26 protein-coding genes are annotated in these 24308 nt (G+C 36.4%); 16 read left to right on the top strand and 10 right to left on the bottom strand.

Annotation, left to right across the window (positions count from 1 at the left end):
- Positions 1–37: 37 nt before the first annotated feature.
- The 3 genes from OC533_RS14390 to OC533_RS14400 all read right to left on the bottom strand — a co-directional run bounded on the left by OC533_RS14390 (position 38) and on the right by OC533_RS14400 (position 3216).
- A complete protein-coding gene (locus OC533_RS14390; RefSeq protein WP_003768991.1) occupies positions 38–1297 on the bottom strand; it encodes an MDR family MFS transporter in 1260 nt (419 codons plus the stop codon).
- Between the two features lie 102 nt (positions 1298–1399).
- Complete coding sequence (locus OC533_RS14395) at positions 1400–2632, bottom strand: aminopeptidase (protein ID WP_194324122.1); 1233 nt, start codon at positions 2630–2632, stop codon at positions 1400–1402.
- A gap of 137 nt (positions 2633–2769) precedes the next feature.
- Complete coding sequence (locus OC533_RS14400) at positions 2770–3216, bottom strand: flavodoxin (RefSeq protein WP_003767289.1); 447 nt, start codon at positions 3214–3216, stop codon at positions 2770–2772.
- A 189-nt stretch (positions 3217–3405) separates the two neighbouring features.
- Between OC533_RS14400 and map the strand changes: the two genes are divergently transcribed.
- Together map and OC533_RS14410 are read left to right on the top strand one after the other, a co-directional pair.
- Positions 3406–4164 carry a type I methionyl aminopeptidase gene (gene map, locus OC533_RS14405; RefSeq protein WP_003767285.1) on the top strand — a complete coding sequence of 253 codons (759 nt, stop codon included), beginning with the start codon at positions 3406–3408 and terminating at the stop codon, positions 4162–4164.
- A 128-nt stretch (positions 4165–4292) separates the two neighbouring features.
- A complete protein-coding gene (locus OC533_RS14410; protein ID WP_194324120.1) occupies positions 4293–5099 on the top strand; it encodes an aminoglycoside N(3)-acetyltransferase in 807 nt (268 codons plus the stop codon).
- Positions 5100–5118: 19 nt separating this feature from the next.
- Here OC533_RS14410 and OC533_RS14415 read toward each other — a convergent pair whose 3' ends face one another.
- Positions 5119–5340: a DUF1128 domain-containing protein gene (locus OC533_RS14415; RefSeq protein WP_003768985.1), complete on the bottom strand. Its 222-nt coding sequence runs from the start codon at positions 5338–5340 to the stop codon at positions 5119–5121.
- Between the two features lie 90 nt (positions 5341–5430).
- Here OC533_RS14415 and OC533_RS14420 point away from each other — a divergent pair, with 90 nt between their 5' ends.
- Positions 5431–6300, top strand: a complete 870-nt coding sequence (locus OC533_RS14420) for a YihY/virulence factor BrkB family protein (protein WP_003762733.1) — start codon at positions 5431–5433, stop codon at positions 6298–6300.
- 27 nt (positions 6301–6327) lie between these two features.
- Here OC533_RS14420 and OC533_RS14425 read toward each other — a convergent pair whose 3' ends face one another.
- A complete protein-coding gene (locus OC533_RS14425) occupies positions 6328–6972 on the bottom strand; it encodes a deoxynucleoside kinase (protein ID WP_070751897.1) in 645 nt (214 codons plus the stop codon).
- A gap of 105 nt (positions 6973–7077) precedes the next feature.
- Between OC533_RS14425 and OC533_RS14430 the strand changes: the two genes are divergently transcribed.
- From OC533_RS14430 to OC533_RS14460, 7 genes are all read left to right on the top strand, one after another.
- On the top strand, positions 7078–7458 hold the full coding sequence (locus OC533_RS14430; protein ID WP_070023968.1) for an OsmC family protein: 381 nt from the start codon (positions 7078–7080) through the stop codon (positions 7456–7458).
- 64 nt (positions 7459–7522) lie between these two features.
- The gene (rlmD, locus tag OC533_RS14435) at positions 7523–8896 is read left to right on the top strand and encodes a 23S rRNA (uracil(1939)-C(5))-methyltransferase RlmD (RefSeq protein ID WP_153648789.1); all 1374 of its coding nucleotides are present in this window, start codon (positions 7523–7525) and stop codon (positions 8894–8896) included.
- Positions 8897–9162: 266 nt separating this feature from the next.
- The gene (locus tag OC533_RS14440; protein ID WP_262265270.1) at positions 9163–10068 is read left to right on the top strand and encodes a GyrI-like domain-containing protein; all 906 of its coding nucleotides are present in this window, start codon (positions 9163–9165) and stop codon (positions 10066–10068) included.
- Between the two features lie 16 nt (positions 10069–10084).
- Positions 10085–12391 carry an excinuclease ABC subunit UvrA gene (locus OC533_RS14445; protein WP_194324110.1) on the top strand — a complete coding sequence of 769 codons (2307 nt, stop codon included), beginning with the start codon at positions 10085–10087 and terminating at the stop codon, positions 12389–12391.
- Positions 12392–13363 (top strand): serine hydrolase domain-containing protein, encoded by a 972-nt coding sequence (locus tag OC533_RS14450; RefSeq protein WP_262265271.1) that lies wholly within the window; start codon positions 12392–12394, stop codon positions 13361–13363.
- Between the two features lie 70 nt (positions 13364–13433).
- Positions 13434–13835: a fosfomycin resistance hydrolase FosX gene (fosX, locus tag OC533_RS14455; RefSeq protein WP_003762632.1), complete on the top strand. Its 402-nt coding sequence runs from the start codon at positions 13434–13436 to the stop codon at positions 13833–13835.
- A 20-nt stretch (positions 13836–13855) separates the two neighbouring features.
- Complete coding sequence (locus tag OC533_RS14460) at positions 13856–14209, top strand: hypothetical protein (protein ID WP_194324108.1); 354 nt, start codon at positions 13856–13858, stop codon at positions 14207–14209.
- Between the two features lie 34 nt (positions 14210–14243).
- Here the strand turns inward: OC533_RS14460 and OC533_RS14465 are convergent, their stop codons facing one another.
- Together OC533_RS14465 and OC533_RS14470 are read right to left on the bottom strand one after the other, a co-directional pair.
- A complete protein-coding gene (locus OC533_RS14465; protein WP_003762628.1) occupies positions 14244–14450 on the bottom strand; it encodes a hypothetical protein in 207 nt (68 codons plus the stop codon).
- A 27-nt stretch (positions 14451–14477) separates the two neighbouring features.
- A complete protein-coding gene (locus OC533_RS14470; protein WP_010990964.1) occupies positions 14478–15380 on the bottom strand; it encodes a methyl-accepting chemotaxis protein in 903 nt (300 codons plus the stop codon).
- 190 nt (positions 15381–15570) lie between these two features.
- On the opposite strand from OC533_RS14470, the gene OC533_RS14475 reads away from it, so the two are divergent.
- Entirely contained in the window at positions 15571–16113 is a 543-nt protein-coding gene (locus tag OC533_RS14475; protein ID WP_185485080.1) for a GNAT family N-acetyltransferase, read from the top strand.
- Positions 16114–16157: 44 nt separating this feature from the next.
- On the opposite strand, the gene OC533_RS14480 is transcribed toward OC533_RS14475, so the two are convergent.
- The gene (locus tag OC533_RS14480; RefSeq protein WP_194324106.1) at positions 16158–17123 is read right to left on the bottom strand and encodes a cation diffusion facilitator family transporter; all 966 of its coding nucleotides are present in this window, start codon (positions 17121–17123) and stop codon (positions 16158–16160) included.
- A gap of 207 nt (positions 17124–17330) precedes the next feature.
- On the opposite strand from OC533_RS14480, the gene OC533_RS14485 reads away from it, so the two are divergent.
- Both OC533_RS14485 and mprF read left to right on the top strand, forming a co-directional pair.
- A complete protein-coding gene (locus tag OC533_RS14485; RefSeq protein WP_003762618.1) occupies positions 17331–18005 on the top strand; it encodes a VanZ family protein in 675 nt (224 codons plus the stop codon).
- Positions 18006–18030: 25 nt separating this feature from the next.
- Entirely contained in the window at positions 18031–20628 is a 2598-nt protein-coding gene (gene mprF, locus OC533_RS14490; RefSeq protein WP_262265272.1) for a bifunctional lysylphosphatidylglycerol flippase/synthetase MprF, read from the top strand.
- A 17-nt stretch (positions 20629–20645) separates the two neighbouring features.
- On the opposite strand, the gene OC533_RS14495 is transcribed toward mprF, so the two are convergent.
- A complete protein-coding gene (locus tag OC533_RS14495) occupies positions 20646–21548 on the bottom strand; it encodes a TIGR01777 family oxidoreductase (protein WP_045552636.1) in 903 nt (300 codons plus the stop codon).
- A gap of 97 nt (positions 21549–21645) precedes the next feature.
- On the opposite strand from OC533_RS14495, the gene recX reads away from it, so the two are divergent.
- From recX to OC533_RS14510, 3 genes are read left to right on the top strand one after another with little or no spacing between them, the layout of a single operon-like run.
- Positions 21646–22455: a recombination regulator RecX gene (gene recX, locus OC533_RS14500; RefSeq protein ID WP_033837567.1), complete on the top strand. Its 810-nt coding sequence runs from the start codon at positions 21646–21648 to the stop codon at positions 22453–22455.
- Position 22456: 1 nt separating this feature from the next.
- Positions 22457–22690, top strand: coding sequence for a YfhJ family protein (locus OC533_RS14505; protein WP_003730568.1), 234 nt, complete (start codon positions 22457–22459; stop codon positions 22688–22690).
- A gap of 11 nt (positions 22691–22701) precedes the next feature.
- Complete coding sequence (locus OC533_RS14510) at positions 22702–23163, top strand: dUTP diphosphatase (RefSeq protein ID WP_033837566.1); 462 nt, start codon at positions 22702–22704, stop codon at positions 23161–23163.
- A 31-nt stretch (positions 23164–23194) separates the two neighbouring features.
- Here the strand turns inward: OC533_RS14510 and OC533_RS14515 are convergent, their stop codons facing one another.
- Entirely contained in the window at positions 23195–24175 is a 981-nt protein-coding gene (locus tag OC533_RS14515) for a metal-dependent hydrolase (protein ID WP_070023972.1), read from the bottom strand.
- Between the last annotated feature and the right edge of the window lie 133 nt (positions 24176–24308).

The following is a 24308-nucleotide window of genomic DNA, read 5'->3' on the forward strand; positions in this document are numbered from 1 at the left end:
AAAAAACGACTATCCATCCATAGATAGTCGTTTTTCATTAGGAAACTTTACGTTGTTTTTCAAATTCCGAATACATATAATAATAAATTAATCCACTAACGAGCGCCAAAACACCAATAATTGTAAAAGTTCCAGTGTAGCCAATTAAAGTAGAAAGTGTAATCGCAAGTGGGGCAATAACTTTACCAAGCGTATAACGGAGACCAGCAGCAGAAAAATACATTGCTCGCTTATCTTCCGGAGCTAATTGGGATACAAAGGTTTGTTGTAAACCAACTGTCATCAGTTCCGCAAAGCTAAAGAGAATAATTGCGCAAATCGCACCCCACGGACCAGTGGAAATACCAAACAAGAATATGGCAACTGCATAAAGGAAAGAAGAATTCATAAAGACAAATTTTTCTCTAAAATGACTCATCCAGCGAGTAACAACAACTGTTAAAGCTGCCACAAAGAACCCGTTGATAGAAACAATTACACCAAACAGCTGCTCCCCAGTAAAATGAAACGCGAACAAGTTAGATGCACCGATGACTTCTTTAATATATAGCGGGAATAGTAAATCCAGTTGCATAAACGACTGAGAAACAATAATGCCAGCAATAATGTATAAGAAGAAAATCTTATCCTTAAAAATAACTTTATAATTTTTAAGTTGCTCCAATAAAACAGCTCCAATACTTTTCCGAACAACTTCTTTTTGCAAATCAGGATTAACTAAAAGTGGTGCTGTTTCATGACCAAATTTTTGTAGTAAAAAGAGTAATAATAAATCCGCACAAACAATCGCAAGTAATGTTTCAGTCGTAAAATTATAAAATAGTACAGAGCCAAGAATCGGTCCGATAACCACCGCGATATTAATCATCATGTAGAAAACAGAATAAATATGTGTCCGGTGTTCAGGAGGCACGACATCAGCAATCATCGCTTGACTCGCAGGCTGATAAAAAGCCATGAAAACACTGGCAATGGCAAACCCAGCAAAACTTAAGTAAGGAGAGTCAACTACATGGAGTGCACCTATTGCAAAAACAAGAAAACCGAAGCCTTCTCCAATGACAGAAATACTCATCATCCGTTTTCTACCAAAGTTATCAGCGAAGTAACCTCCAAGTAATGCCGTAAAAACAGCTAACACTTGCGAAATAATCAGTAGTAAACTTGTAAGCTCTCGTCCAATACTTTCAGAAAAATAAATTGTTAAAAAGGGGAAGACCATCCAAAAAGAAATATCGAGTAGTGCTTCCCCAAAAAGCCTTACTTTTAAATTGATGTCCCAAGTTCTAAATTTCATCAAATGCACCTCGCTCTCTTCTATGAAAAATAACAAACGAAAACCCTTGAAAGCAAAGAGCTACAAGGGTTTTACGCAAAAGGTATAAGGTTTAAAAAAGGATTAGAATGCCCAATCACCTTTACGGAAAACAGGAACAACTTCACCAGATTCGGTTACACCATCAATGTCCATTTCAGAAGAACCAATCATGAAGTCAACGTGTGTCAAACTATTGTTTACACCAGCAGCTTCTAATTCTTCGCGAGACATTTCTTCGCCACCTTTAACATTAAACGCATACGCACTACCGATTGCTAGGTGGTTAGATGCATTTTCGTCAAATAGCGTGTTGTAGAATAAAATGCCGGATTGGGAAATAGGGGATGGATCTGGAACTAGAGCCACTTCGCCTAAATAATGAGAACCTTCATCCGTTGCGATTAAATCTTTTAAAATTTCTTCGCCAGATGCAGCTTCAACGCCAACAATACGACCTTTTTCGAAAGTGATTTTGAAGTCATCAATAATATTTCCTGCATAACTAAGTGGTTTCGTGCTTGAAACATAACCTTCCACTTTTAGTTTATCCGCACAACAGAAAACTTCTTCTGTTGGCATATTGGCCATAAATTCATGTCCTTTTTTGTTCTTACTACCAGCGCCAACCCAAAGATGGTTTTTTGGAAGACCAATTGTAAGGTCAGTTCCAGGAGCCGTATAATGTAAAGAAGTAAATTGTTTTTCATTTAAACTTTCTGCTTTGGCAGCAAGTGTTTGATCATGATTTTTCCAAGTTTCTACCGGGTTTTCAGTGTTAATACGAGTTGTTTCAAAAATAGCTTCCCAAAGTGTTTCCATTTGTTCTGCTGGTGTTAAATCTGGGAATACTTTTGCTGCCCAACCTTGTGAAGCTGCTGCAACAACTGTCCAGCTTACAACATTTGCTTGCATTAACTCACGAAACTCGCTCATTGCGCCACCCATTGTTTTTTGGAAAGTGGCAATTTTGTTGCTATCTACGCCATTTAGTAAATCTGGATCTTCAGATGTGATTGAAATAAAACAAGCGCCTTCTTTGGCAAGTTCTGTTTTTTCTGCAACACGGTGTACCGGAGCGCTTTCAAAAATGCGTAGTGGAGCATTTTTGTAACGTAATGCGCCTAATTCTTCATCGCGCCAATCCATAATGACATCCTCTGCGCCAACTTCAAATGCATATTTAGAGATAAGGCGCACTAGGGGAGCCGCGTCAACTGGAGCCATAATTACTACTTTCTGTTCAGGTTGGACGTTTACACCAACTTTTACGATCAATTCTGCATACTTTTCTAATTTTTCACTAAATACTGTCATAATTAATCACTCCAATCTTTTTATTCAATACGAGAATTGTATCTCAATTAATGAGGTAAAGCAACCACGAGGCAACTGTTTTTGCTATTTTTAAATAAATAAAAAAGCAAGTCCGAAAAAGAGGACTTGCTTTGGAATTATCCTTTTAATGCTTCGACGAAAGTTTTTGCATAACTTTCTGCGCGAACAACATCTTCTTCGTCAGGATCAAGGTCTACTTTTAGCCCAGCAACTGGAACTGTAGCGCCTTGTTCTTTCAGACGAGTTTCAACTAAATCAACTGTTAAGCAATATTCATCATAAAAAGTATCGCCAGAACCGAAAGAAGCGCAAACCTTGCCGCTAAAATCAACGTCGGCCATATCTTCGTAAAAATCAACAAATTCATCAGGTAGTTGACCATCATCATAAGTGTAGCCACCGATTAATGCACCGTCATATTCTAACAAATCTTCTGGATCTACTGAAATACACTCTTCAATTTCAACTTCAATATCGTATTTTTCTAATTCTTCACCTAAAATGTCGGCAATTTCTTGTGTATTACCAGTCATGCTGGCATAAACGATCATAACTTTTGTCATTTTGCATCCCCATTTTCTGAATTTTTTATTGTTTAAAATGGCACAAACCAGTCTACCATTTTTTCAACTGATACTTTCTATTATAAATGTCTTCAGAAAAACTGCAACCTTTTTTCCAGATTACTTTATTTCTAACGGTTTTCGAGCTATAATAGTAAATAGTGGAAATTTTAGAAGGGAATGAAAAGAATGATTACACTCAAATCAAGACGTGAAATTGATGAGATGAAAGCAGCGGGGAAAATCCTTGCCGATACGCATAAAGAACTAAAAAAAATCATTAAACCTGGTATTACTAGCTGGGATTTAGAAGTATTTACAGATGAATTTTTACGCAAAAATGGCGCAACTCCAGAACAAAAAGGGTTTGAAGGCTACGAATATGCCATTTGTGCAAGTATCAATGATGAAATTTGTCATGGTTTTCCGCGTAAACAGAAGTTAAATCAAGGCGATATTATTACAGTAGATATGGTCGTGAACTATCATGGTGCGCTTGCTGATTCAGCTTGGACTTATGCAGTAGGTGAAGTTTCTGATGAAGTGAAGCATTTAATGGATGTAACGCATAAAGCTCTTTACCTTGGGATTGAACAAGCACAAGTAGGAGCTCGAGTAGGCGACATTGGTCATGCTATCCAAACATACGTAGAATCTGAAAATCTTGCTGTTGTACGTGAGTTTATCGGCCACGGTGTCGGACCTACTTTACATGAAAAACCAGATATTCCGCATTATGGTAAAGCTGGAAAAGGATTACGTTTAAAAGAAGGTATGGTTATTACCGTTGAACCAATGGTAAACATGGGTGCATGGAAAGCAAAAATGGACGATAACGGCTGGACTGCAAGAACCGTTGATGGATCTTTATCAGCTCAATATGAACACACTTTCGCTATTACAAAAGATGGCCCAGAAATTTTAACGTATCAAGGCGAAAACGATTAATTAAACTAGTTAGCCAGATGCATTTAGAACAGAATTCGAGTAAAAACACTTGTAGTTATTACACTGTTTTACTTTGACGTTTTTTTCTAGGCATCTGGCTTTATTTTTTAGAGGTGGTGACAGGGCAATTGGGAGAAAAAATGGCCATCTGGCGAACGAAAAAACCAGCAACAAAACAAAAAATCGTGTCAGACCTGAAAAAAGCGGGTATTAAAGAAGGTGATACGGTTATTTTTCATGCCTCCATGTCGAAAGCACACTGGATTTGCGGGGGACCTGTGGCGGTGATTTATGCACTTCAAGAGACAGTTGGCATTAATGGAAATATCGTCATGCCAGCGCAAACTGGACAATTGAGCGACCCGGCAAAGTGGGAAAATCCTCCTGTTCCAGAAAGCTGGTGGAAAATAATCCGAGCAGAAACGCCACCCTTTGATCCATTAGTAACACCAACTCGCAGTATGGGCGTCATTGCGGAAACATTTCGAGCTATGCCGGATGTGGCGCGCAGTTTTCATCCATATCATTCGTTTTGCGCTTGGGGGAAAGATAAAGAAGAAATACTTGCTCACCAGCCTCTTTCGAAAAGTTTAGGGGATGATTCACCGCTCGGAAAGTTATATCAACTTTCGGCTAAAATCATTTTGTTTGGAGTGGATAACAATAATAATACCTCTCTTCATTTAGCAGAAGAACGGTCAAATGTGTTTCCGCTTATCGAAAATCAAGCTGCATTTTTGAAACAAGGTGAGATTGTTTGGAAGAAGTATCAGGAAATTGATTATAACAGTGAAGCGTTTATCGCGTTAGGTCGTACATATGAGAAAGAACGTGATTTTCACCCAACGACGATTATAGGAGCGCCAACTAAAATCTATGATATGCGTGATTTAGTAGATTTTGGGACCGATTATTTCCAAACAAAAAACCACTAAATAGTGGCTGGAATTTGTTTTATTTTCTAATCCGACGCAACTCTTCTGCAAATAATTGCATTTCGCGTGGGCTAAAATTTGATTTACGTTTAATTAGCTGATAAATATCAGTAAGTGCGTTATAATCAACAGAGTCAAGCTCGAGATTTTCAAAAACGCCAACATTCACCATTTTTAGTTTAGTAGTAATTTCTGCTAACATAAAATCTAAGTTTTCCTGTGAAGGGGTTTCAAGATTCATCTTTTTGCTCCTTTCAAGCTAATAGACAAAATTTTACCATAATAGAAGAAAAACTTCCAGATGAATGACTATAAAAAGGGGGCCTTATCAGTGTGGAAAAAAGTAGTAAAATATATTAAACATAACGGAATTGTCCAAGTGGGCCAAACAGTAAGCGCACGAGTAGGGCGAAATGATGTTTCTGGGAATGCAGCACAGTTAGCTTATTACATGCTGTTTTCGATTTTCCCAATGCTTCTAATCGCAGCCACTTTGCTCGCTTATCTTCATATTGATAAAGATTCGGTTTTTAATATGATAAAAGAATTTGCACCAGATCAGATTATGGACTTTTTAGAAGAAAATTTAAATACCTTACTAACGCAGAAAAATGGCGGATTACTTTCTATCGGGATTATCGCGACTTTATGGTCGGCATCTAATGGTATGAATGCCGTAATGAAATCGCTCAATAAAGCATATGGAGTTACGAATAAACGGAATTATGTCGTACAACGATTATTATCGATGTTTTTCACTTTAGCAATGCTTGCAACGGTGGGGGCAACTTTGCTACTACTCGTATTTGGACAACAAATTGGAATGTTTTTAATTAACCATTTGAATTTCTCGGAAGACTTTCTTAGTTTTTGGAATAATCTTCGTTGGACTGTTACGCTCGTCGTTATTTTTGTCGTCTTTACCTTTTTATATTGGGTGGCGCCAAATAGACGTAGTACGTTAATTAGTGTTCTCCCTGGAGCGCTTTTTTCAACCATTGGCTGGACAATAGCTTCAGTTGGATTTGCGTATTACGTAAATAACTTCGGCAATTATTCCGCAACATATGGTAGTATCGGTGTGATTATTATTTTAATGTTGTGGTTTTACTTAACTGGTATTATTTTAATGATCGGCGGAGAGCTAAATGCAACACTTGCAATCCGTAAAAAGAAAAAAGAACTAGGCGAAATCAATTAAAAAACGCTAAAACTGCAGTGAGCAGTTTTAGCGTTTTAATTTTTCATGAATGAGTTGCATGACGTATTTCGCGTCGCTTGGTTTATTAATATCAACTTCATCAATATTAATAACGAGTGTATCACTTTTATCATAAGACTCAAACCAGCTATCGTAGCGACTGTGGAGATGCTTATAGTAATCAAGTAAGCCAGGATTATCATCGATTTGCTCATAAGGACGGCCACGCAAGGAAATTCTACTTAACACGGTGTCCAAACTTCCACGCAAATAAATTAACAAATCCGGCGCTTTTTTTGGCATATACGCGAGTTCTTCCATCATATTATCAAGCAAATCAAGATATGTATCCATCTCAGGTTCCGAAATATTACCTTCTTCAAAATTAATTTGCGTAAAAAGCGCATCTTCATAAATGCTTCGATCAAGCACATTATTTTGATCCGTTAATGCAGCTTTAATACTGCGAAAACGGGTATTTAAAAAATATATTTGTAAGGCAAAAGCCCATCTTTTTGGGTCATCATAAAACATTTCAAGGATGCGATTATCCTTAATGCTTTCATAAAATGCCTTTGTTCCAAGTTCATTTGCAATTAGCTCTGTATAACTACTTTTCCCAGCGCCAATCATTCCTGCTAAAACAATCACTTTATTTCCTACTCCTTCCATAACACGAGTAGCCTCCTTTTTGGTCGACTATCTGTTCATTATACTACTAATTTGCTTAATAAGGAGATTTTTTGTACGATAAAAGAGAAGAAATGAGGGATAATGATGACAAAACCATTAAAGCTAGTTTATACCGAAAATGGGTTTGACACAGGAGATTTTTTAATTGATGATAAAATGACCGATTATTCACCAGCGGATTTGATGTTGATGTCTATTGCCAGTTGTAGCGCCATTGTTTTTCGTAACATTTTAAGGAAAAAACGAGTGGATTTTACTGATTTATGGGTAGATGCAACAATGGAGCGTATTCCTGAAGAAGAAAACCGGATTAGCGCGATTCATCTTCATTTTAAAATAACTGGTGCTGATTTGGATCCTAATCCACTTGAAAAAGCGCTAAAATTAACCCCAAAATACTGTTCGATGGTTCGTTCTGTCGAAAAAAGTATTATTGTCGATGAAAGTCTTGAAATCATGCCATAAACTACTGACAAGTGGCAGTTTTTTTGTTAGTATTAATGAAGACTTGGAATGATGGAGGAAAATAATGAATCAAAATCCAGTAGAAGAAGGCCAAAAGTTCCCGCTAACTATTAGACGCATGGGAATCAACGGGGAAGGAATCGGCTACTTTAAAAAAGCAGTTGTATTTGTACCTGGCGCAATTACCGGTGAAGAGGTGGTTGTTGAAGCAGTTAAGGTTCGCGATCGCTTTACCGAAGCAAAATTAAATAAAATTCGTAAAAAATCTCCAAACCGAGTTACCGCACCTTGCCCAGTATACGAGGCGTGTGGTGGTTGCCAGTTGCAACATGTGGCTTATAGCGCCCAGCTTGAACTAAAAAGAGATATTGTTATTCAATCAATCGAAAAACATACAAAAATCGATCCAACAAAATTAAAAATCCGCCCAACAATCGGAATGGAAGACCCATGGCGTTACCGCAATAAAAGCCAATTCCAAACAAGAATGGTAGGCAGTGGCCAAGTTGAAACAGGACTTTTCGGAGCCAATTCGCACCAACTAGTTCCGATTGAAGATTGCATCGTACAACAACCAGTTACCATCAAAGTAACGAATTTTGTCCGTGATTTACTCGAAAAATACGGCGTGCCGATTTATGATGAAAAAGCAGGCAGTGGTATCGTCCGTACAATTGTCGTCCGTACAGGCGTAAAAACCGGAGAAACACAACTCGTCTTCATTACAAATAGTAAAAAGTTACCTAAAAAACGCGAAATGCTAGCAGAAATCGAAGCAGCTCTTCCAGAAGTCACTTCGATTATGCAAAACGTCAACCAAGCAAAATCCTCACTTATTTTTGGTGACGAAACGTTCCTTTTAGCAGGAAAAGAAAGCATTGAAGAAAAATTAATGGAACTCGAATTCGATTTATCAGCCCGTGCCTTTTTCCAATTAAATCCGTTCCAAACAGAGCGGCTCTACCAAGAAGTTGAAAAAGCGCTCGTACTCACAGGCAGCGAAACTCTAGTAGATGCTTATTGCGGTGTTGGAACAATCGGCCAAGCATTTGCCGGCAAAGTAAAAGAAGTTCGCGGTATGGATATTATTCCAGAATCCATTGAAGATGCCAAACGAAATGCGGAGAAAAATGGTATCGATAATGTTTATTATGAAGTAGGGAAAGCAGAAGACGTATTGCCTAAATGGGTGAAAGAAGGTTTCCGCCCAGATGCAGTCATCGTTGACCCACCAAGAAGTGGCTGTGACCAAGGTTTAATTAAATCGCTGTTACAAGTAGAAGCAAAACAACTTGTTTACGTATCATGTAACCCGTCTACGCTTGCTCGTGATTTAGCCTTGCTAGCGAAGAAATATCAAATTCGCTATATGCAACCCGTTGATATGTTCCCGCAAACAGCTCATGTCGAGACAGTAACATTACTACAACGACGCTAAACCGGATAACTTAAATTTTTAGTTTATCCAATTAACAATCGTTGAAAATAAAATTCAATTTAAAATGACCGTGACCTCAATTAATGTAACTATTAATTTACATGATAAAGACGCTTCTGTAAAAGGAGCGTCTTTTTTTTACACCTAATTTATAAAAGAAAGCGAGCATTAAATCTAACTACAGAAAGCCGCAATAATTGTTGTTTCATATGTTTTTAAAATACCCTATAATGAAGTTATGGCTTCATAAAAAGGAGTGTTATGTTGTGACAACGAGCAAATATGAAAACGAATATTGGAAATATATTTTCGCCTTACAAGATTATATTGAAGCTCATCCAGCAGAGAATTTCACATCCGAACAATTAGCAAAAATTGCTGGATTATCCAAATACCACTTTCATAGAATTTTTAAAGCGTTAACAAATGAGTCGATATTTCAATATACAACAAGAATAAAAATGGAATGGGCGCTTGGCTTACTAATGAATCGAAAGGATTTAACAATAACAGATGTAGCATATGAACTTGGCTTCAGCGATTCTTCTGTTTTTTCTAGGGCATTCAAGAAATATTTTGATGTGTCTCCTATAGAAATTAGAAAACAAAATAGCAACAATTGCAAAGAGAATTTTCTTACTTCCCGCTATAATAAGCCTGTAGATGAAAAACAATATAATATTCAAGGCAAAGTAACCATTACTACGCTACAGAATATACCTGTCATCTATAAGAGAATAGTAGGTTCTTACAAGGAATTAGAACTCACCAACCCTTTGAGTGAACTCTTTCAATATGGAATGGAGCATGATTTACTTGATAAAGATTCATCGTTTCCGTTGACAATTTACCATAGCCATCCCGATATAACAACAGCTGATAATCAGAGAGCTAGTAGTTGTATTATTATTAAACATAATGTTAAAAAGTTAGATAGTGAGAAAATCGGGCTTATGGAGATACCATCTGGGTTATACGGCGTCATTCATTTTGAAATACGTCAAAAAGAGTATCCAGATGCTTGGGATTTTGTTTACGGAAAGTGGCTTCCTTCTAGTGGTTATTTGCCAGCAAACTCATTTCCATTTGAAGTATATTTAAACAATCCACTGGAAGACCCACTTCAAAAACATATTGTGGATATCTATATTCCTATTGAACCAATAAACTAATTAGTAGGGGGAAAGCATGGACTATATTCAAATTGAAAACGCATATATTAATAACCTGAAAAATATAAGTATAGAAATCCCTAAAAACAAATTTATTGTAATTACTGGAATCAGTGGTTCAGGAAAATCAAGTCTAGCATTCGATTTGATTTTTGAAGAAGGTAGAAAAAAGTATCTTCAATCAATAGGAATGGCTTTAGATTTTGGAACAGACTATTATACAAATATTACCGGGTTAAGTCCCACTGTTGCAGTAAAGCAAAACCTTATCAGACAAAGTAATCCGCGCTCTACTGTTGGATCTAAAACAGGACTTTTAAACAAATTTAGTCTATTATTCGCAAATGAAGGTTCTTACCAAGATAGTGAAAGTTTTTCGTTAGCTAATGATGATATAAATCCTGATATTTTTTCCTATCTTTCGCCAAATGGGATGTGTTTTGACTGCGCTGGAACTGGTAAACAATTTCATATTCATATGGAAAATATTATTTCATCTAAAACAGTGACGGTCGAACAAGTATTTCAACAAATTGGTTCAACAAAAGGTTATCTTAATTTACTACAGAGAAAATATACTGCTTATTTTCATGAACCTTTTTCGAATTGTCCCATCGAGATTCAAAATGAATTAATTTATGGTGTAGTAGATAATTACTCTGGGAAAACAAGTTATTGCATTGAACGAGTAATACACAATCGGTATTTACGTAATGAAGATGTTCAGAGATTTTATTCACAAGAAATCTGTGAATCCTGTAATGGCTACCGCATTTGTGATGAAGCTAGAATGATGAAAATTGCTAATCTACACTTGGGTGAAATTGCCAGCATGTCCTTAATAAAAGTAAAAGAGTTCCTTGATAATTATATAGAAATGAAAAAATTGTCAGCTTTTGGGACAGAGTTATCTCGTTCGCTTATTACAACTTTAAATTCACTTATCCATATTAGATTAGGACATTTAACGATGTACCGAGAGATTCCGACCTTAAGTGGAGGCGAACTACAACGAATTTTTTTATATGACCACTTAGAATCAAAACTAGATTCACTCATCTACGTGTTTGATGAACCTACTAGCGGACTACACGAATCAGAAAAACAAGAGATTATCGAGTCACTTCAATCAATCAAAGCCCATGGAAACACTGTACTTATTGTTTCTCATGATAAAAAAATAATAAAAGCTGCTGATCATATTATTGATGTTGGAACAAATGCTGGAGATTTAGGCGGTGAAATAGTTTATCAAGGATCCTATTCAGAGTTTCTGAATAATCACCATTCGCTTACTTCAAAATTTCTAGATTATGATATGACAAAAAGTTTCAAAAAAAATAAGCAGAAAACAAAAGATACACTAAGCATTAGTAATGCAAATCGAAACAATTTAAAAAACATTTCAATTGAAATTCCGATTAACAGGCTTGTTGGAATTGCTGGAGTTTCTGGGAGTGGAAAAAGTACTTTAATATCTAAAACATTAGTACCACTCTGCAAAGAACAATTAAAGAACAGCGATTTCAGTAATCCAAATATCAAAGGAATGGATAAAATACAAAAGATAATTGAAATATCACAAGCTCCAATTGGACGCAAAGCAAATTCAAACCCGGTCACTTATATAGGTTTATGGGATAAGATAAGAGAATTATTTGCAAAACAACCTCAAGCAGTTAAGGAAGGATTAAAAGCAGGCGATTTTTCTTTTAACTCAAATGGCGCATGTCCATCTTGTAAAGGTAGTGGGGTTGAAGATATTTCGATTGGCTACGACATTCAATTTAGTAAAACTTGTCCAGAATGTAATGGGACACGATTTAATTCTAAAACCCTGCAAGTTTTGTACAAGCAAAAAAATATTAATGATGTTCTAGAAATGAGCGTAGATGAGGCTATCTCATTTTTGGAAAGTTCAACGATTGACCTATCCGTATTAAATATCCTTAAAAAAATAGGGATGGATTATGTGAAATTAGGTCAACCTACCTCAACTCTTAGTGGTGGTGAGGCTCAGAGAATCAAATTAGCAAAAGAAATTGGAAAAACAAGAAAAAAAGATACCCTTTATGTGTTAGATGAACCGTCAGCGGGATTAAGTCAATATGACATTTCAAAATTGCTTTATTTACTAAATGAGTTAGTTACAAGTGGTAATTCAGTAATTGTTATTGAACATGATCTCGATATATTAAAATGCTGTGACTGGATTATAGAGCTTGGCGAAGGTAGTGGAGACAAGGGCGGAGAAGTTATTGCACAAGGAACTCCAACCGACTTAAGCGAAAATAGTGCATCTATTACAGGGAGGTATTTATAAGTGAATAACACGCCTATGTTGCCTCCAGAAAAAATTTTAATAATTGATGAATTAGTAAAGAAGAAGTACTCAAATATTAGAGGACTATCTATTTTTCAAAATGAAAATCACGTACTAGAAACCTATTATGGTCGTAAAACTAAAAATGATAAATTTAACGTTGCTTCCATAACTAAAAGCGTCATATCCTTATTAATTGGAATTGCGATCGATAAAGGTTATATTCGAAGTGTAAACGAAAAAGTGATAGATTTTTTTCCTGAATATAAATTTACTGATAACAATGTTTTAAGGAATCAGATAACTATTAAAAACCTTTTAACAATGACGGCTCCATTTCCTTTTCCAAATATGCGAGAACCTTTAACAAGACTATGTCGGCAGAATGATTGGGTGGAGTATGCGCTTCAAATAATGGGGACAGGCGGGAGACTTGGAACATTTAAATATTCTACAAGCGGTGCCCATTTGTTATCAGCAATTCTTACAAAAGCAACAAAAATGAGTGCGCGCGAATTTGCAAATAAACACCTTTTTGAACCATTATCGATTGAAACAGTTCCTAATTTCCCGATGAAATTTGATATAGATCATGTCTTTGGGAGGAAAATGAAAGGTTGGGTTTCTGACCCTTTAGGAAATAATGCGGGTGGTTGGGGGCTAACACTAACTTTAAATGAAATGTCAAAACTTGGACAACTATGCCTCCAGGAAGGATATTTCAATGGAAAGCAAATTATTAGTAAAGAATGGCTAGAAGAGTCTACCCGCCAAGTAAAAAATAGTTACGGATATTATGGATACCTGTGGTGGGTTAGAGATAATAAAGACGAATATATGGCAGTGGGTTCAGGTGGAAATATTATTTATATAAATAAAAATAAACGGATAGTAATTGCAATTGCTTCAACTATCATTTCGAAACCTGCAGATAGACAAGAATTAATTGATAAGATACTATCAATACTATAGCCAGTGAAAGGAGAAATAGGTCGATAGGTAGGAAAAGTACTGCAAAGAAAACAAGAGGGCGGGTGAGTACATGATTTCAGGATTAAGTCATATCACTTTAATTGTGAAAGATTTGAATAAAACAACCACATTCTTAGAAGAAATTTTTGACGCAGAAGAAATCTATTCTAGTGGCGATGACACATTTTCGCTCTCCAAAGAAAAGTTTTTTCTAATCGCTGGACTGTGGATTTGCATTATGGAAGGTGAATCTTTACAAGAGCGCACTTACAACCATATTGCTTTTCAAATTCAAGCAGAGGAAATGGATGAATATATCGAGCGAATTAAATCACTCGGCATGGAAATAAAACCAGAGCGCTCTAGAGTAAAAGGCGAAGGACGATCCGTTTATTTTTATGACTATGATAATCACCTGTTTGAATTACACGCCGGGACATTAGAAGAACGCTTAAAAAGGTATCATAAATAGCAAACACAGGAGGAACTACTATGAAAAAACTATTTGATGAAACGAATGAATTTGAAAACAAATACTACCGAACTATTTGGTACGGTTATATCGAAAATGAGTTTGAACCTGAATTAAGTACCACGATAAAACAGCTAATTCAAAGTGATCTTGCAGAAAAAACAGTGAATCCAATCGAAGCAACACACTGGGTTTTCTATAGTGGAGCACAAGCTGGCGATGCAATCGGTGATAAAGTCCGCTCATCCATAATGGTCCGCCATCGTGATAACAAGTTTGACGTCCATTACAACATGAGCGATTTTCAATTTGTTACCGTGTTTGACGTAGCAACCAACTTTAAAAATCAACTTGAACAAGATTTGAATAAATAAAAACATCCCACCTATTGTTAGGTGGGATTCTCTTTCATCCAAGTTCTTTCCAGTGCCAATTACCGATATGTAAACCTTGATCCATTTCATTTGATGTAAAACTATCAGCTCTTGCTTCTGTTTTTGCTCGTGTTAATGAAGTCGCACTTCCAAAACTATTTGCAGTTTCGTAGTGGTACTCTTGATTGTTCAAGCGAATAATAATCGCACGACCAGAAGGATGTTTTCCAATTAGTTTCAAGACTTCTTCGCTCCTTTTTTCAGTCGGTTAAATCATTTTTGTGAAAGCACCGGCATTTTGATCCAAGGCAGTAGAGGCAGATTCAATTTGGCTAAAATCTTCTAAAGATAAAATAAGGACTTCTTGGCTTTCCTCGACTTTTGCTTCGACACGTTCTGTACCACTTGAGATAGTATTAATTTCTTGCGTGATACCGTTGACACTTTTTTCGACTTCTTTAATTGCTTCTTCTACACGACTTGAAAGTTTACGAACTTCTTCAGCTACAACACTAAATCCACGCCCAGCATCACCAGCACGTGCTGCTTCAATTGCTGCATTTAAGGCAAGTAAATTGGTCTGAGAAGCAATTCCGTTAATTGTATTAATAATGCCGTGAATATTTTGTGCTTCTGTTTGCAAATCGTGAAGGGTATCGGTATTTTCATTTGATTCTTTCGTGATTGATTTCACGAGTTCAAGGAGAGCTTCACTGCGCGTTTTTCCAACACTGGAATGTTCTTTTAAATTTGTTGCCATGCTTTTTAAACCAGATGCAAAATCATGGACAGTTTCTTCTCTTCTCGTAATATCAGTTGCTATTTTTGCAACTCCGACTACTGTTTCTTCGCGAATAATAGGGATATAAGTCGCTTCGAACCAAACACGTTCGCCACGAGCGTTTTTTCGTTCAATTTTATTTTGAAATTTTTGTCCAGCTAGTAGATTTGTCCACATTTCTTTGTAACTCGCAGTTTGTACAAAGTCTGGAAAGCATAAGTCAGGGTGTGATAATTGCAACATTTCTTCTTCTGTATACCCCATAGCTTCCGCGAAAAGTGCATTAGCGTAAGTTACTTTTTTATTAGTATCAAAACGAATTATTGCTACGTTTTGAAGTAAACCATCGAGAAGGAGAGTTGCGTCTTCTGTTTCCGCATTAACATTCATTAAAAAAACCTCCATTTTTTAGAAAAATAATATGAAAATAACCAACATCAACATAATAACACACTTATATTCGTATTAGAAGGTTTATTTTTTTATAAAATGGGTATAATAGAAAAATTTAGCTCAGTAGAGTTACTTGCAATCCTGTTAGAACAATCTTATAATTTAGAAAAATACGGGAGGGATAGGGATGCGAATTACGGGGGAACGGATTTACTTAAGACCTTTTCAAATAACTGATGCGAATCAAAAACTAGCTTTTCATTTAGCGAATAAGTCTTTTTTTGCGGGCTATTCGATGGAGCGGGATGAGCGCTTTTATACGATAGAAGAGCAACAAGCGCTTATTTTACGATTAGAAGATTTTGCTGCAAGTGATGTAGAGTATTATTATGGAATTTTCTTGAAAGATACAGATGAACTTATTGGCACAATTAATTTATTTAGTATTTTGCGTGAATCGTTACAATCCGCATTTATCGGTTACTTTTTGGATAAGGCTCATAACGGAAATGGGTATGCTACCGAGGCAGTACAGTTAATAGTAGATTTTGGATTTGATATTCTTGGACTTCATCGTATTGAAGCGGGTGTTATGCCAAAAAACGAGCGATCTAAGCAAGTTCTTTTAAATGCTGGATTTCATTTAGAAGGACTAGCGGTTCAAAATGTGCGCATTAATGGAACGTGGGAAGATCATCAAGTACTAGCCATTATAAATCCTGGAGACTAAAAAAAGCCAAGTGGCGCAATTTGCGCACTTGGCTTTTTCTTCTTTTAACGTCCGTCGCCGTATTCCCAGTTACGAATAGCATCGTCTTCATCAAAAGAAATTAACACATCAGCAACTTCGCGAAGTTTACCGATATTTTCTTCTAAACGGTCTTTAATATCATCTACTTCCGCAAGTGTAAGCATCGGATCAAGTTCGACCTCGACATCAACGTGAAACACATCGCCTTCTTTTAACACGGTAAGTACTTGTATATCACGTACATCTGGATCGCTCATTACTAATTGTCCAACAGTTAAATGCATGCTTTGATCCGATTCTCCAATCACCCCAGCAGCATTATCTAAAAATACTTTTCCGACAACAATAAACATCATAACCCCAATTAACATCGAGGCAATACCTTCCGCTTGATGAAATGGAGTGTAGTGGGAAATAATGACTGCAATCATTGCAAGTAAGCCACCGCCAGTTGCAACCGAATCCTCTAAGAATACTAGTTTAGTCGCCGCTTTTGCCTTACCAAGATTTAAAATACTATCTTTAAATAAGCTAAGACCTTTTGATTCTAAACCAACATCATGAGCAATTTCGTGCATCGCTTTTACAAGAACGGAAAACTCTAAAATAGTACAAAGTAAAAGTACCACGAGATTAATAAGAAAACCGGTTGAACTTGTCGGATCGATGATGTGCGCGAAACCTTCTCGAATTGTCTCAAATGCCATAATACCAACAACAATTACCGCGCCAAGAAGTACTAAGTTAACCATCCGGCCAAAACCATGCGGGAAACGTTTCGTCGGCCGTTTCTTACTTAAAGCAGAACCTATAAATACGAAAAACTGGTTAGCTGCGTCACCAAGGCTATGTAGCGTTTCAGCAAACATCGCAATGTTCCCTGTGAAAAAATAAGTGACACCTTTTATAATTGAAACAATCGTATTAACAAGAGCTGCTGTTAAAGCTGATTTATTGCCTTCTTTTAATAACCCTAATAATTCTTTCATCCTAGTCTCCTCCACGAATATCATTAAGAAATTGTAGCATTTTTTCACTCAAAAAGAAAATAGGAACTAAGAAGCTTTCTAGAAGCTTGCAAAAATGTAAGTATAAACAAGCTTTCTTTTCAAATTTATATCTGCTAAACTGGTACTAGGTGCTTATTCAGAGAGTCTGAAAGCTGATTTTGAAACGGAAGGCGTTGGGATACGAGAATGCAAGTCCAAAAATGCCGTTTTTTTGTATTGTTACTGCCAGTATTATATCTCTTATATGGGGTTTCACTTGCACTACAATTTGGGAATAACGCTGATTTAATTAATACGATTACTAATAGTTGTATACTTTTATTAACAACATTAATTTTAACAAAACTGGCTAAATTAAAAAACTGGATTGATTTCATCTGGTTTTGTGTATTTATTTTATATATATTTGTGCTCTTACATCTAGTAGCCTATATTTCAATTGGTGACTTTGTAAACAGCACGTATACAGGTAATTTCCACATTCAAAAAGAAATGATTAATTTAATACCTTTTACAACAATAGAAAACACATTCCAACAAACATTACCAACGATGCCAACAATTATTCAAATAATCGGGAATGTTTTATTATTATGTCCGCTGTCTTTCTTTCTACTTTACTTTAAAATCACTAGTACAGCAGGAAAAACTATACTTGTTATTTTCCTTACTTCTTGTGGTATTGAATTGCTACAATTTGCTCAAACAACGATGATTACAGGATTTGAAAGTATCTCACTTCCACCAAACCGCTCTACAGATGTAGATGATATTATTTTAAATACGTTAAGCGGTTTAATTGGTGTCTTACTTGCATATGCAATCCCACCAGTTAGAAAACGTATAAATAAAAGAAGATGAATGTAATCGTTAAGGAGACTTAGTTATGAAAGAAAAGTTAATGCAAGCCTATGCTTGGTTCCAAAGAAATAGTATGATCGTAAAAATAGTTTTTATTACCTTTGTAATGGGGTTCGTCATATTTGAGATTGTCAATATTGCGACAGGGATTGATTACCCATCATTAAAGGCAAATATCACTTCTCAAAGCCCAGAACAGATATTTATTATGTTCATTGTCGGCTTAATTGCTGTGACACCAATGCTTTTGTATGATTATGTTATTGTAAAACTTTTACCAGGAAAGTTTTCGCCAATTCATGTGGTTGCATCTGGTTGGATTACGAATACATTCACCAATATTGGTGGATTTGGCGGGGTATTAGGCGCAAGTTTAAGAGCAAGTTTCTACGGAAAAAATGCCTCCCATAAAGAAATTTTACTAGCAATCTCAAAAATTGCTTTATTCCTAGTATCGGGATTATCGATTTACTGTTTAGTATCATTAACAACATTACTTATTCCAGGTTTTGCTGATCATTTCGTTAATTACTGGCCATGGCTTCTAGCTGGCGGTCTATACTTTCCGATTTTATTCACGATTACAAAATGGAAAAGTAAATCGTTATTCGTGGACTTGCCAATTAAGAGAGAATTAACGTTAATTGTTGCTTCCCTTTTAGAGTGGGGCTTTGCATTTGGCTGTTTTGCAATTATTGGTGTTTTAATGGGAGAACCAGTTGATATTTTCAAGGTATTTCCATTATTTGTTATCGCTTCTGTCATCGGTATTGCTTCGATGGTTCCAGGGGGCGTAGGAACTTTTGATGTAGTAATGATTCTTGGACTTAGCCAACTCGGTGTTTCTCAGGAATTGGCACTTGCTTGGATGCTATTTTATCGGATTTTCTACTATATTATCCCGTTCATTGTCGGTCTACTTTTCTTTGTTCAAAAAGCAGGAAAACGACTAAACGATTTTTTAGAAGGATTACCACTACTATTTTTACAAAAAGTGGCACATCGATTTTTAGTGTTTTTCGTATATGGATCGGGGCTATTACTGATTTTATCTTCCGCAGTTCCAAATGCGATTTACCATGTACCATTCTTATACAAAATCATGCCGTTTAACTTCTTGTTTACATCGCAAATTACAATCGTTGCTTTTGGCTTCTTATTACTCGGGCTTGCAAGAGGGATTGAATGTAAGACAAAGAAAGCTTACATTATAACGGTCATCGTACTAGGTTGCGCTATTTTCAACACACTTGCTCGCGTATTTTCGATGAAACAAGCGATTTTCCTAGGAATTGTTTTACTATGTTTATTCCTTGCTAGAAATGAATTTTACCGGGAAAAACTTGTATATACCTGGAGTAAAGTAATCATTGATAGCATCATCTTTATCGTATGTTTAGCTGGTTATATTGTAATCGGTATTTATAATTCACCAAACATCAAGCATTCCAAAGAAATACCTGACTATCTACGCATTGCCTCTGAACATTTATGGTTAGTCGGATTTGTCGGTGTCTTTATTGCTGTCGTTAGTTTAGTTATTATTTACATTTACTTATCTACTACTAAAGAAAAACTCGGCTCGCCATTTGAAGCAGTCAAAGTACGTGAACATTTAGCGAAATGGGGCGGAAATGAAGTCAGCCATACCATGTTCTTACGCGATAAACTACTATTTTGGGCGGCAAACGGGGAAGTACTTTTCTCTTACCGAATTATTGCTGATAAGATGGTAATTATGGGAGAACCAACTGGAAATATGGACAAAATGGAAGACGCCATTGAAGAAGTCATGACAAATGCGGATCGATTTGGTTATCGTCCCGTGTTCTATGAAGTCCGCGGCACAATGATTCCTTATCTGCATGACCACGGCTTTGACTTCATTAAGCTTGGCGAGGAAGGTTTTGTCGACGTTCAAAACTTTACAATGAGCGGTAAGAAGAAAAAAGGTGAACGAGCGCTAATGAACAAATTAGATCGCGAAGGTTACACGTTTGAAATCATCCAGCCACCTTTTAACAATGAGATGTGGAAGACCTTGCGAGCTGTTTCAGATGAATGGCTTGATGGCAGGGAAGAAAAAGGCTTTTCTCTTGGTTTCTTTGATACGTATTATTTAGAACAAGCAGATATAGCTCTTGCCAAAAATGCAGACGGAACCGTAGTTGGCTTTGCTTCTATGATGCCGTCGTATACGGATGAAATGACTTCGATTGATTTAATGCGATACTCAAAAGAAGCTCCGCCAGGCATTATGGATTTTCTCTTCATCAATTTATTTGAAAAAGCGAAAGAAGACGGATTCCAAACATTCAATGCAGGCATGGCGCCACTAGCAAACGTTGGTGAAAGTAAGTATGCGTTTCTAGGTGAACGATTGGCAGGGCTTGTATACCGTTATAGTCAAGGTTTCTATGGATTTAAAGGTTTACGAAATTTCAAATCCAAATATGTAACAGAATGGGAACAAAAATTTGTAGCATTTAGAAAACGAAGCTCCATTGCGTTTACAATGTTACAGCTAATGATTCTCGTAGGGAAAAAACGACCACTTGCTAATAATCAAGTAGTGCTCGACTTCCCGCTAAATGAAGAAATAGAAAAACCAGATTCTGAGTAAAACAGAATCTGGTTTTTTTAATCAATTAAGTCATCTAAAGCTTCTTGCAACGTTTCGAACCGAAATTCAAAATGATTACTCATCAATTTTTCTGGATAAGCTCTCTGACTATCCAAAATGGTCATTGCTCGTTCACCGAGAATGAATTTAATGATTTTCTTCGGTACTGGAGTTTTATAAGGTTTATGCATTGCTTTACCGAGTCGCTCGGCAAATTTCTTTTCTTGAACAGGGTGAGGCGCGGTAAAATTAACTACCCCATTAATCTGTTCATGATTAAAAATAAACAACATTGCCGCTACAACATCATCGACATGAATCCAAGAATACCATTGTCGACCACTGCCGAATTTCCCGCCCGTATATGTTTGGAATAACTTTTCAAAAACAGGAAATGAACCGCCGCCAGTCCCAAGTACAAGCCCAAAACGAGCGTAAACTACTCGAATACCTAAATCACTTGCTGCACTAGCTGTCTTTTCCCATTCATAAACTGTTTTTCCTAAGAAGTTATCTGCATAAGCATTTTCTTCCGTGTCTAGATAAATAGTTGATTTTGAGGAAGTATAAGCTCCAATTGCACTTGCATTAATCCACAATTTAGGTTTGGATTTCATTTTTGAAACAATCGATAAGAGTGCTGAAGTAGCTTCGATGCGGCTATTTACAATCACTTTCTTCCTATCATATGTCCATTTTTCATCCATCAAACCAGCACCTGCCAAATTAATACAAACATCTACTGGTAAATCTTCTAAATTAGGTAACTTATCGTCATTTAACCATTCAATATAATGTACATTTGCGCGGTTTTTTAGCTTTTGTCTCGTTAAAATGAAAAGCTCGTGATCTGATTTTTCTAATTCATGTACTAAATGATCACCAATAAAACCTGTTGCGCCTGTAAGTAAGATATGCAATTTTATCACCTCTTTATAGTCCTAACTAGTTTATTCCCTTTTTAGTAGTATTAAAACCAATTTTTGCGGTATGATAGATAAGAGAAGGAGGCGGATTATGAAAATCACGTCCATAAGTGTCCAACAAAAAAATAAAGAACGCTATAACATTTTTATTGATGAAAAATATAATTTTAGTGTGGATGAAGAAGTTTTAGCCCGTTACCAACTAATGAAGGGAAAAACGTTAACCGAGGCTGATATAGAAGAAATAAAACAAGCAGATATGGTTCGGAAAGGTCTTAATAAAGCAATTAATTTCTTATCACATCGCGTCCGTTCGGAAAAAGAAATTCGCGATTATTTAAGAAAACAAGAAATGGAACCTTTCGCAGTAGATGAGATTTTAAAAAAATTAGCTGATATGGATTATATTAACGACGTCGAATTTGCCGAATTATACACAAAAACACAAATCAAAACAACGCTAAAAGGACCTCGAACAATTGAGCGTGAGTTAGTTGAAAAAGGTTTAACAAGAGAAATTATTAGCCAAGTAATGGAAGAATATGCAAGTGATACTCAGCTCGAAAATGCCACCAAACAAGCGATGAAAATCATGAAACGGAACAACAAAAGCGCAAAGAAAATGCTACAACAAAAAATTATCACTGATTTAATTCAGAAAGGCTATTCTAGCGAAGTAGCGAAAATGGCTGCAATTGAAGCTACAAGTGAGTTAGATGTGGCGGATGAAGCAGACATTTTACAAAAACAAGTTGAAAAAACAATTCGTAAAAACAAACGCTATAAACCAAGCATCGCCAAGCAAAAAACAATCACATCGCTAATGCAGAAAGGTTTTTCTTATGATACAATTCAATCATACCTAACTGAAAATGAAATCAGTTTCGAGGAGGAAGAGTGAATTGTATACGTATTTAGATGAACTAACGGCGGAATTGATGGCTAAAAATCCGCATTTAGATAAAGAGCAAGCCTTGTGGTGGATTGAAATGCTGTGGTCAGATTTCGAAAGTTCCTATGCAAAAGCAGGCTACCCGTACCGTGGCCCTGAGTACGCAGCGGATTATGTTCGCCAACAAATCGAGCGTCATGGTAGCTTTTTACATCAAGTAGAACGAAAAGACCCAAACAAATAGGAGTGAGCAAAGTGAAAGTAAGAGGATTTGAAGTAGTTAATGAAGCAAGTAGAAAGTTTCCAGAACAAACCATATCGCTACCAATACGCGGCGACAAAGGTTCAGCTGGCTATGATTTCTTCTCCAATGAAACAATAACTATTGCACCAGGAGAAAAACATATTTTTTGGACAGACATTAAAAGTTATATGCAAGAAGATGAAGTTTTAAATATCCACGTGCGTTCTTCTATCGGCATTAAAAAAGGTTTATTGCTATGTAACGGTACTGGCATAATCGATTCTTCTTATTATAGTAACCCAGGTAATGACGGGAATATCGGAATTGCAATTAAAAATTTCTCTTCAGACCCAGTAGAAATTGAATCCGGTGAACGTGTTGCACAAGGTGTTTTCCAAAAATACTTAGTTGCAGATACTGACATCGTTGCAAACGAATCCCGCGTTGGTGGGGTAGGCAGTACTGGTAGATAAATAAAAAAGACCCGGGATTCCGGGTCTTTTTTTAAATACTAACAGGTGCTAGTTTTTTGTATAATTTTTCAGTTGAGAAAATCCAACCAGTGTAAGATGAAATGATATTTAAGTCATCATCTAATTTAACTACTGCTACGAATGGGTAATGCCCATTACTTCGATAACGCAAATCAGTAAAAGTAACATAGGTGCCATCTAGTTTTTCTTCAATGCGCCAATTGTACACTTTGGAGAATGAGATGAAAGCAGCTAGGTTTTTATCTTTTTTCGCAGAACGAATGATTTCATTATCAGGAACAGGTAGTCGATCAAATTTTTCATAAATGGAGATATTTCGTTTGAAAGCTCGACCTACGTAGTAATGATCCTTGGTTGTAACCGCCACACGCCACTGAAAGAAATGGATAGTGGAAGCGATAATGATTTCTTCTGAATCGGGAATTAAGTTTTGAACCGCATGTTTGATCATCCGCTGCGTCACAAATCTTGCCACGTAATAAAGTGCCAAAATAATGTAGAGCGTGACAAACGTAGGAACTGCTGGTGAACCTAATAGCCAAACCGCAATAGCAACGACATGAGAGCCGAAAATGAACCAATCAAAAGTATTGATAAATCCAAAAGCAACCCATGTCTCTTTAAACGGTCTAATAGCTTGCGTCCCGTATGCGTTGAAAATATCAACAAAAATGTGTAACCCAACCGCTATAAACGTCCATAATAATAAATGAATAAACGTGGCTGCTGGGAAAATTAAATACAAAATGGATGAAATAAGTAATGGCCAAATGGCAAGCATCGGCAAGGAATGCGTGATTCCTCGATGATTTCTAATATAATCAGCGTTATTTTTAAGTTTTAATACAGTGTCAATGTCTGGAATTTGTGAACCAATAATTGTTGCTGTCATAATACCAATGGCAGCTTGAGAACTTCCGGCAACTACCGGGTCTACGGTTGCTAACGCTCCGAGTGCAATTCCCATTACTACATGTGTGCCAGTATCCAATGACTTTGCCTCCTCTAAAATCGGTCTTTAAAAATACAAGTGGTGCTGCCTGAGAAAGCACAACACTATTCAATTAAGCCCGCTTTCGGTATAATAGAAAACGGCTTAAGAATGGGTATACTATTTTATTCCC

This window comes from Listeria sp. Marseille-Q6474, assembly GCF_946902005.1.
GTDB lineage: Bacteria > Bacillota > Bacilli > Lactobacillales > Listeriaceae > Listeria > Listeria innocua.